Source organism: bacterium, assembly GCA_030699905.1.
Taxonomy (GTDB): domain Bacteria; phylum Patescibacteriota; class Minisyncoccia; order Phycocordibacterales.
On the sequence record JAUYKQ010000025.1, the window covers coordinates 47,478 to 55,206 of the forward strand.

The following is a 7,729-nucleotide window of genomic DNA, read 5'->3' on the forward strand; positions in this document are numbered from 1 at the left end:
TAAATGAAAAAAAGAAAAGCGTCCAGACAAAAGTTGTGGACGCTTGAAGAAAGTGTACCTATTGGGGTTTTTTGTTTGGAGCCGGTTTTTCTTTTTCTCGCCTCTTTAATTCTGTTGTGCGCAACCTGTTGCGCTCTGCTGTTTTGGCCTCCTGGTCGGCCAAAATTCGCCGGCGCCGACTTTCTTCCAAGCCAGACCGGACAGATTCTATGCCGGTTCTTTTATAAATTCTCGCTTTCATTGTGCTCCTTAGATTTTATGTTCACCTCAACTTCTCACTTTCCTAAGTGTATCAGACACACCAAAAATTTCTACTGGAAATTTATGAGCGCAAAATTTTATCTATTTTTTTGGCAATCAATCGCATATCTTTTTCTTTCTTTCCGCGCGTGGTTTCCGCCGCAGTTCCCAGCCGAATGCCGGAAGGGTCAACTGGTTTTCGGGTATCAAACGGAATAGTATTTTCATTAACGATAATTCCGGCTCGTTCCAGTTTGTCCGCCGCTTCGCGCCCACCGATACCTTTCCCGCCCTGCCATACGTCAACGCGCAGAAGATGCGTCTCTGTCCCTCCCTCCACAATTCTCCAACCGAGCTTGGCTAATTCGTCCGACAGAGCTTCTGCGTTCTTCACTACCTGCGTAGCGTATTTCTTGAATGCCGGCGTATCGGCTTCTTTGAGGGCGACGGCCACCGCCGCGATAGCGTTGAAATGAGGGCCCCCAAAAAGACCGGGAATGATAATCTTGTCTATTTTCTTATCCAACTCACGCTCATCCTTTCGCGTAAATATCATGGCCGAACGAGGACCTCTAAGCGTCTTATGCGTCGTCGTGGTTACGATATCGGCATAAGCAAAAGGCGACGGATAAACCTTGCCGGCAACAAGCCCGGCGAAATGAGACATATCCACCATTAAGTACGCTTTCTTTCCACTTTGCTCAGGGTAAACCACCGCATCGGCAATTTCTCTAAATTTCTTAAAATCAACAATATGAGCGTACGCGGTAAATCCCGCAACGATGATATTCGGTTGATTTGAAACGGCGATTTTTTTGACTTCTTCATAATCAAGTCGTTCGTCTGTTTTACTGACGCCATACGGCACTTGCGTCCAGAACTTTCCCGTCATGGATACCGGCTGACCATGCGTGAGATGCCCGCCATGGGAAAGCGTCATGCCCATAATTTTACCTTTCGTGGTCGGCTGTTGGTTGTCGGCTGTCGGTGGCAAAAGCGCCGAATACACGGCGAAATTTGCAGGAGAGCCGGAAAGCGGCTGAACGTTTACACCCCACTCGTCTTCGCTTAGACCGAAAAGTTTGAGAGCTCGTTTTCTGGCAAGGTTTTCAATCTCATCCACCACCGCGCATCCGCGATAATAGCGCCTGCCAGGATACCCTTCCCCGTACTTGTCGGTAAGCTCGCTTCCTAAGGCGGCAAGCACGTCTTTTGAAACGTAATTCTCCGAAGCGATTAAATTTATCACTCCCTTCTGCCGCTTTTTTTCAGCATCAATTAGTTTTTTTATTTGTTTGTCCATAGAAATATAATGTGAATCCACGAATAATATGCGAATACTACGAACGCGCGAACCGATAAGGGGGTTACAACATAACAGGGTGAAAATTAATGTTTCCAAATTGTACCACCAAAGGGCAAAAAGAAAAGATGGTCTATTATCGCAAAAAGGTGCACTGAGTATATTCATTTTTTGTGAAGTTTCTGCGTACACCCTCCGTCCACGACACTGGATTCGGCGGCACGTGTCCGTAAACTCGTACTGATTCACCTACTACCACATGTAATATATCACGAAAAATCCCCAAGTTTTCTGCAATAAAACTTGGGGATGTGGACTAAATCCAAAGGGTCTAAAAGACCCAAGTGGATAAGTCCGAGGACTAACTTGCGAGCACCGCCACCCGATCGTGACGATCGAACCCGTAATCGAGCCAGCAGTAGTACAGGTTCCACTCCGCACCGTCGCGGTAGAGAAACCTCACGCAACGGCCACCGTCCGAGTGGCGGAAAACCGTTTTTGGAAAAACGATCACATTCACGTCGCACGGAAGATACTTCCAGTTTTCTGGCTTTGAGTAGAAATCGAACGCGCAAGCGTTCATCGAGTCGAGTTTGTTAGCCCGAGCGATGAATTCTTTGCAATCGATATTTTCTTCGCCATCTTCGAGCACCTGTGCGGTTGTGAGTCGTGCCGGGTCAACGATGCCACAAGGAGTGTGTTCAATGATCGGGTTTTGCTTATCCGCCCAGTCGGGGATTTCCGGCTGGACGTTGCAGTTGATGAAACTCTTGACGAGCTCCAACGCCTGCTGAAGCAAAGCGAGGACGCCGTTAACATTAAGGATTCCTTTGAGGAACCTCTGGCGTAGTTCGCTTTCGCGACGGGTGTAGGTTTCCACCTGTTGGGCGGTGGGTTTCTGGTTTTTCCGATCGTCTGTAACAATTTTCGTCGTCATAACAATCTTCTTTTTTTGTTTGCCCGATGTTTTCACAGCGGGCGGTTTTTGTTTTTTACTAGAACCACCACATTAGTAGTCATAGCCCTCATCCGCGGAAATCAGCGTTTTACTTGCCCCGTTGCCGTCTTCGGCCTTTCGGGGTCTGCATTTCTTTCTGCACTCATCCGCGTATAGGGGCTATGACCACTCGCCTACCTTCGTTAAAACTTCGGCAAGACAAAGCAAGTCTTATCAAAAAACTATACCTTCTATTTTATAGTATACACCTAAACGTCATATTTGTCAACATACACACATTTTGGACGGCCGTCTATAATGAGTGTATGGGCAGAATAGAAGAAAATTCAAAGCGGAAAAATCGCAAAGGGGAAATTCAAAAAATGATACTTGGAAGCATCGCGGCAGTGGGAATTGTCGGCACGGCGCTTGTAGCACCAAATGTCTTGGGAGCGATGGCCAAACTCGGAATCATAAGCACTAAAAGGCAGAGAGAAGTGGTAAATCGCGCTCGCACTCGCCTGCTTGAAAGGGGCTTGCTTTGCCAAAATAAGAATGGCTTTCTTGAAATCACGAAGGCCGGAGAGGAAAAACTGCGCCAGCTGAAACTCGCCGACTTTAAACTTAACAAGCCGAAAAAATGGGACAAGAAATGGAGGATACTTATATTTGACATAAAAGAATGCCGGCGGAAAACCCGCAACCAATTACGACAAACTCTTCGCCTTATAGGATTTGAAAAGTTGCAACAGAGCGTTTGGGTATATCCTTATGACTGTGAGGATCTTATCGCTCTTTTAAAAGCCGACTTTATGATTGGAAAAGATATGCTCTATATTATAGCGGATGAAATAGAGGGTAGCGGCCGACTCAAAAAAATCTTTAACTTAGAGTAAAAGTTGAATTGAATAAAAACGGTAACTCCCATGTTTCTCACCCCCTACACACATTTTGGACGGCCGTCCAAAATGTGTGTAGGGGGGTTTTCGGTAAGAATTTCCACGAGTAAGCTCCGTGAGTAAACTCCGCATATAAGCACTTACAGCTTATTGCTAAAAAGTATCACTTTTAGCAATAAGCATCGCTTCTCCATGAATTTATGGAGTTTCTACGCCAAACCCACACAGCGCAAACTGTGCGCCAGAAGTTTACAATCCAACCGTGAGAATTTTTTTAGGACTTGCTTGCCGTGCGGTCTTTTTCATCAAACCCTCCGGCAACTGTCATCTCTCCTTTTAGGCGCGGGTGAGAGTCATAGTTTTCAAGAGTTACTAATTCGGGCTTGAATGTTTCCAAGCTTTTCACTTCATCGTTTATGACAAGACGAGGGAAAGGTTTTGGCTCCCGAGTTATCTGCTCTTTCACCTGTTCAATATGGTTTTCGTAAATATGAGCATCGCCGAAAGTGTGGACAAATTCTCCGGGTTCATATCCGCATATTTTCGCCACGATCATAGTTAAAGCGGAATAACTTGCGATATTGAATGGGACCCCGAGAAACATATCCGCGCTTCGCTGATAAAGTTGGCAGGACAATTTATTGCCGGCAACGTTAAAATGAAAAAGAATGTGGCAAAGCGGAAAAGAAAGCGCTTCGCCCGGTCGGGCCATGGCGTAAAGATAAGTCGGATTCCAAGCGGAAAGAATGGCGTGCTTGCGTTCCGGATAATTCTTCAGAGTGTTTATAACCCATGCAAGCTGGTCTATTTTCCTTCCATCATCGCTCGCCGTCCATGCCCTCCACTGCTCTCCGTATATGTGAGGTAGCTCGCCGTGTTCTTTGGCAAACTCATCGTCGGTTTTTATCTTATCAACAAATTCTTCAAGAGAAAGAATCGGCAGTTCGCCTTTGTCCGATTTTTTCTTGTAAATTTTGTAAGGATAATCGTTCCATATCGGCACTTTATTATCCACCAAATATTTTATATTTGTCTGCCCCGACATAAACCAGTAAAGCTCGTGAAGGATGCTGTTCCATGGTACTTTTTTGGTTGTCAAAAGAGGAAAACCCTTTGACAAGTCAAACCTGATTTGCCTTCCAAAGACGCTCACAAGCCCTATGCCGGTATTGTGGTCGTGCTTTAAGACACCGTTTTCTAAGATGTCCTTGAGAAGATTTAAATATTGTTGTTCGGGGTGAAGCATGGCGTATAGCGTGAAGCGTGTAGCGTGTAGCGTCAGAGTATTTCTTTTCCGGCGTTACACGTTACAAGTTACACGTTGTATATTATGGCGTTACAAGTTACATGTTTTGCGAATCATTTCTTCTTCCGAGAAGAAATGATTCTCGGCGGGATATATCCAACCCTGTTGTTGCCGTTATACCGCCCCGTCTCGCGATAATTTTGCTCGGTTTGGCTTGAGAGTGGCGAGAATGTGAGCTGGGCGATGGACATGCCGGGGCGAAGTATTATCGGCACATTGTTTAGGTTGCAAAGTTCAAGCGCGACATTTAGGAAGTGTCCGGGGTTTATAAGGGCGGCCGAATTGTGGACCAAAAGACCGATGCGAGCCAGAGACGACTTGCCGTTTACTTCAATAAGATAGTGGTCAGAACCGAAATATTCTTTGGAATAGCCGAGAAGAGAAACGCCCGGATGAAGCACGAAAGCGTCGCCGTCTTTGATATTGACTTCGCGGGTCTTAGGGAAGACCTTGTTAACAGGGTCAATAAAAGTGGTGGTATGCGAGTCGGTAACGATAAATTTGCCCGCCAGAGTAATGTCATAGCTTGCCGGCTGAAGCTTCCCAACGTCAAAAGGCCTAAGCGTAATGTGCTTTTCCTTGACGGCTTTTTTGATGTCGGTATCTGATAAAAACATGGCTTTTATTCTCTAATCAATCCCGAATCTCTGTCCCTAATCTTCTCGAATCCTCATTCGGGTTATTCGGGTTTTAAATTAGAGATTGATTAGTGACTATTCAATAGTAAAAACTTTGTCCGTTCCATAATACTCCGCCCAGTGCTCATTGTAAAACTCAAACATCCGCTCCAACCTGTCCTGTGCGAGTTCTTCGACTCCGATTTCTCCCATAAAATCCCTTATTTCTTTTTCAATCATCTTTACATCATCGCCCTCTTTGCCTGATTTCTCAAATTCAGCCAAATAGCCGTAACCGGCATTTTTATCTATGGTTATCTGCATATTGTGGGTCTTGCTTTCATACTCCTCCCTCTCGCGCGACCACTTGGCTTGATAAGTAAGACCGGCATCCAAAAGGATTTTATCAAGTTCGTCTAATGTTTTAAAAACTTCTTCTTGAAACTCAACCCTGGAAACGCCGTTTGCGCTTGTATCGTCGCCTACGGACGCTTTCATTACAAAGTACACTTTACCGTCCGCATCCCTCGTACGTATGGAAACCTTTTTTCCTTCCTCGCAAATCTTTTTAAGAGCTTCTTTTTTATCTTCGGCGACAAGAGGTCCGATAATTTCGCACACCTTACTCAAGATTTTCCCCCCATTCGCATGAGCGGCATTCGTGGCTGCCGCAATCCCTTGCGCAGCTTGGGATGGCACATTGAAGTAATGATTGAGCTGTTTATGCTCCCCTTTTTTTGTGAGGGACTTATCCTTTTCGGCAAGCTTTTTTTTGGCCTCTTCGGCTCTTTCTTTGGAACCGAGAAGGGATTTTATTTCTATTTCATACATAACACGACACGAATAAAATACATGAGTATTATAAGCTGATTTGAGGGTTGTGGAAAGACTGGCACGACACGAATAAAATTGAAGAAGGGACGGGCTGGATTGCCACACTGCGTTCGCAATGACGGAGAGAGCGACAAAAGCAAAAGAGTGGATTGGCTGGTTTCCAACGCGCCACCCGTATGGCGTGTTGAAATGGCTGTATAGAGCGGTATAAATGGATAATAAAACCCGCCTTTCGCGAAGCACGCGAAAGGCGGGTTGGAAACTAACTGTACAGACGGAGCAACTATCCCCTCTTTTCTTCAAGGACAATTGCCTCGCGGAAGCCGCAGTGGGCACACTCGTTGTCGTCATCGTAACGGCCGAAGAACACCCAGCTATCGCCCGCATGCCAGGAGCCGCACGCGACGCGACCGCCAACCGGAAAAGTGTTTTCCGGAAACACCGTCGCGGTCACTCCGGGGTCCAGAAACTGCTTTTCTACTTCATATAGCAGTCCCTGACCTATGCCGTATCCGCGCAGGTGAAGCGGACGCGTTTGACGACCGCTGAACCAGTGCCGCGCGTACTTCGGCGGAAGTCCCATCGTTGCCGGTGTTGGCGTCGGCGAGCGCTCCATGAGAGAGAGCGTCGTTCCTTCGGCGATTGCGCCGGTGGACTCTCCGACATCGGTCCCTCCCCAGACGATGAGATTTTGCGCTTTGAGAACTTCCACCATCTGCCAGTTGGTAAGCCCTGCCGGATCGAAAATCGGCAGAATATGTTTCCATGGAAGCCGGGCCGGCAACGCAAACATCTCCCGAAGATTTACCGTCATGCCGAGATACTTCTCGGTAAACTGCTCCGCATGGCCAAGCCACGCAAAGCAGTCCGTTTCTTCAATCGGATAGCCCGTAATCTCAACGGGAACCGCCGGAATCGGAATGGTACCCGGAAGTACGAAGCCATACTTAAATGCTGGTGCTACTTCTTGTTTTTGCGCAAGGTAGTATTTTTCCACCTCCTCTGTTAATCCCGCTACGCAGACTTGGCTTGCAACAAGCAGAGTAAAGTCGTGCGTTGATTTTCTGATTAAGGGTTCCGTAGACATACGGGTTCCTTTCTTTTTTGATTTTCCTGTGAAGAACAGTTCAAACGGTGCGTATTTGCGCCGTTTTCTGTCCGAAAATATCTTACCACACCTATCGCCAATTCGTCAATCTTGCAAAATGCTGAAAGTATGAAATACTGAAAGTATGAGAAATATCATAAACATCAACGAACGCGGGACGCTTACGCTCCCTAAAGCTCTGCGAAAAAAGCTCGGCATAAGCGGCGAAGGGCAGGTCATTGCCGAAGAAACGAGCGATGGTGTCGTGCTTAAAGCGGGAGCGGCTTTCCCTATTGAAATCTATACCGACGAGCGTATCGCGGAATTTCAGAAGAATAACGAGGAAGCGCTTAAAAAGTTCTCGCTCAAGAAGCGATGAGAGTGTTTTTGGACGCGAATATCCTATTTTCCGCCGCGATGCCAAAAAGTCGCATCGGGGGTTTAGTGCGCCTCGCCAAGCGCCATGCGACTCTGCTTACCAATTCATACGCGGCAGAAGAGGCACG

Annotated in this window: 8 protein-coding genes; 2 read left to right on the top strand and 6 right to left on the bottom strand. The window is 46.7% G+C overall.

Features of this window, described 5'->3' with window-relative positions; genetic code table 11:
* Positions 1-322: 322 nt before the first annotated feature.
* Both glyA and Q8P86_03265 read right to left on the bottom strand, forming a co-directional pair.
* Positions 323-1,543: a serine hydroxymethyltransferase gene (glyA, locus tag Q8P86_03260; GenBank protein ID MDP3996683.1), complete on the bottom strand. Its 1,221-nt coding sequence runs from the start codon at positions 1,541-1,543 to the stop codon at positions 323-325.
* 361 nt (positions 1,544-1,904) lie between these two features.
* On the bottom strand, positions 1,905-2,516 hold the full coding sequence (locus tag Q8P86_03265) for a hypothetical protein (protein ID MDP3996684.1): 612 nt from the start codon (positions 2,514-2,516) through the stop codon (positions 1,905-1,907).
* Between the two features lie 290 nt (positions 2,517-2,806).
* Between Q8P86_03265 and Q8P86_03270 the strand changes: the two genes are divergently transcribed.
* Positions 2,807-3,376 (top strand): hypothetical protein, encoded by a 570-nt coding sequence (locus tag Q8P86_03270; GenBank protein ID MDP3996685.1) that lies wholly within the window; start codon positions 2,807-2,809, stop codon positions 3,374-3,376.
* 277 nt (positions 3,377-3,653) lie between these two features.
* Here the strand turns inward: Q8P86_03270 and thyA are convergent, their stop codons facing one another.
* The 4 genes from thyA to Q8P86_03290 form a co-directional block, all read right to left on the bottom strand.
* Positions 3,654-4,625, bottom strand: coding sequence for a thymidylate synthase (gene thyA, locus Q8P86_03275; protein ID MDP3996686.1), 972 nt, complete (start codon positions 4,623-4,625; stop codon positions 3,654-3,656).
* 113 nt (positions 4,626-4,738) lie between these two features.
* Positions 4,739-5,302 (bottom strand): dCTP deaminase, encoded by a 564-nt coding sequence (gene dcd, locus Q8P86_03280; GenBank protein ID MDP3996687.1) that lies wholly within the window; start codon positions 5,300-5,302, stop codon positions 4,739-4,741.
* A 96-nt stretch (positions 5,303-5,398) separates the two neighbouring features.
* A complete protein-coding gene (locus Q8P86_03285; protein MDP3996688.1) occupies positions 5,399-6,133 on the bottom strand; it encodes a hypothetical protein in 735 nt (244 codons plus the stop codon).
* A gap of 286 nt (positions 6,134-6,419) precedes the next feature.
* Positions 6,420-7,223 carry a hypothetical protein gene (locus Q8P86_03290; protein ID MDP3996689.1) on the bottom strand — a complete coding sequence of 268 codons (804 nt, stop codon included), beginning with the start codon at positions 7,221-7,223 and terminating at the stop codon, positions 6,420-6,422.
* A 145-nt stretch (positions 7,224-7,368) separates the two neighbouring features.
* Between Q8P86_03290 and Q8P86_03295 the strand changes: the two genes are divergently transcribed.
* Positions 7,369-7,602, top strand: a complete 234-nt coding sequence (locus tag Q8P86_03295; protein MDP3996690.1) for an AbrB/MazE/SpoVT family DNA-binding domain-containing protein — start codon at positions 7,369-7,371, stop codon at positions 7,600-7,602.
* Positions 7,603-7,729: the final 127 nt, after the last annotated feature.

Excerpts from the sequence above, each read along its gene's own strand:
- thyA (MDP3996686.1), bottom strand. The coding sequence starts at position 4,625 with ATGCTTCACCCCGAACAACAATATTTAAATCTTCTCAAGGACATCTTA.
- Q8P86_03295 (MDP3996690.1), top strand. The coding sequence starts at position 7,369 with ATGAGAAATATCATAAACATCAACGAACGCGGGACGCTTACGCTCCCT.
- dcd (MDP3996687.1), bottom strand. The coding sequence starts at position 5,302 with ATGTTTTTATCAGATACCGACATCAAAAAAGCCGTCAAGGAAAAGCAC.
- Q8P86_03290 (MDP3996689.1), bottom strand. The coding sequence starts at position 7,223 with ATGTCTACGGAACCCTTAATCAGAAAATCAACGCACGACTTTACTCTG.
- Q8P86_03285 (MDP3996688.1), bottom strand. The coding sequence starts at position 6,133 with ATGTATGAAATAGAAATAAAATCCCTTCTCGGTTCCAAAGAAAGAGCC.
- Q8P86_03270 (MDP3996685.1), top strand. The coding sequence starts at position 2,807 with ATGGGCAGAATAGAAGAAAATTCAAAGCGGAAAAATCGCAAAGGGGAA.
- glyA (MDP3996683.1), bottom strand. The coding sequence starts at position 1,543 with ATGGACAAACAAATAAAAAAACTAATTGATGCTGAAAAAAAGCGGCAG.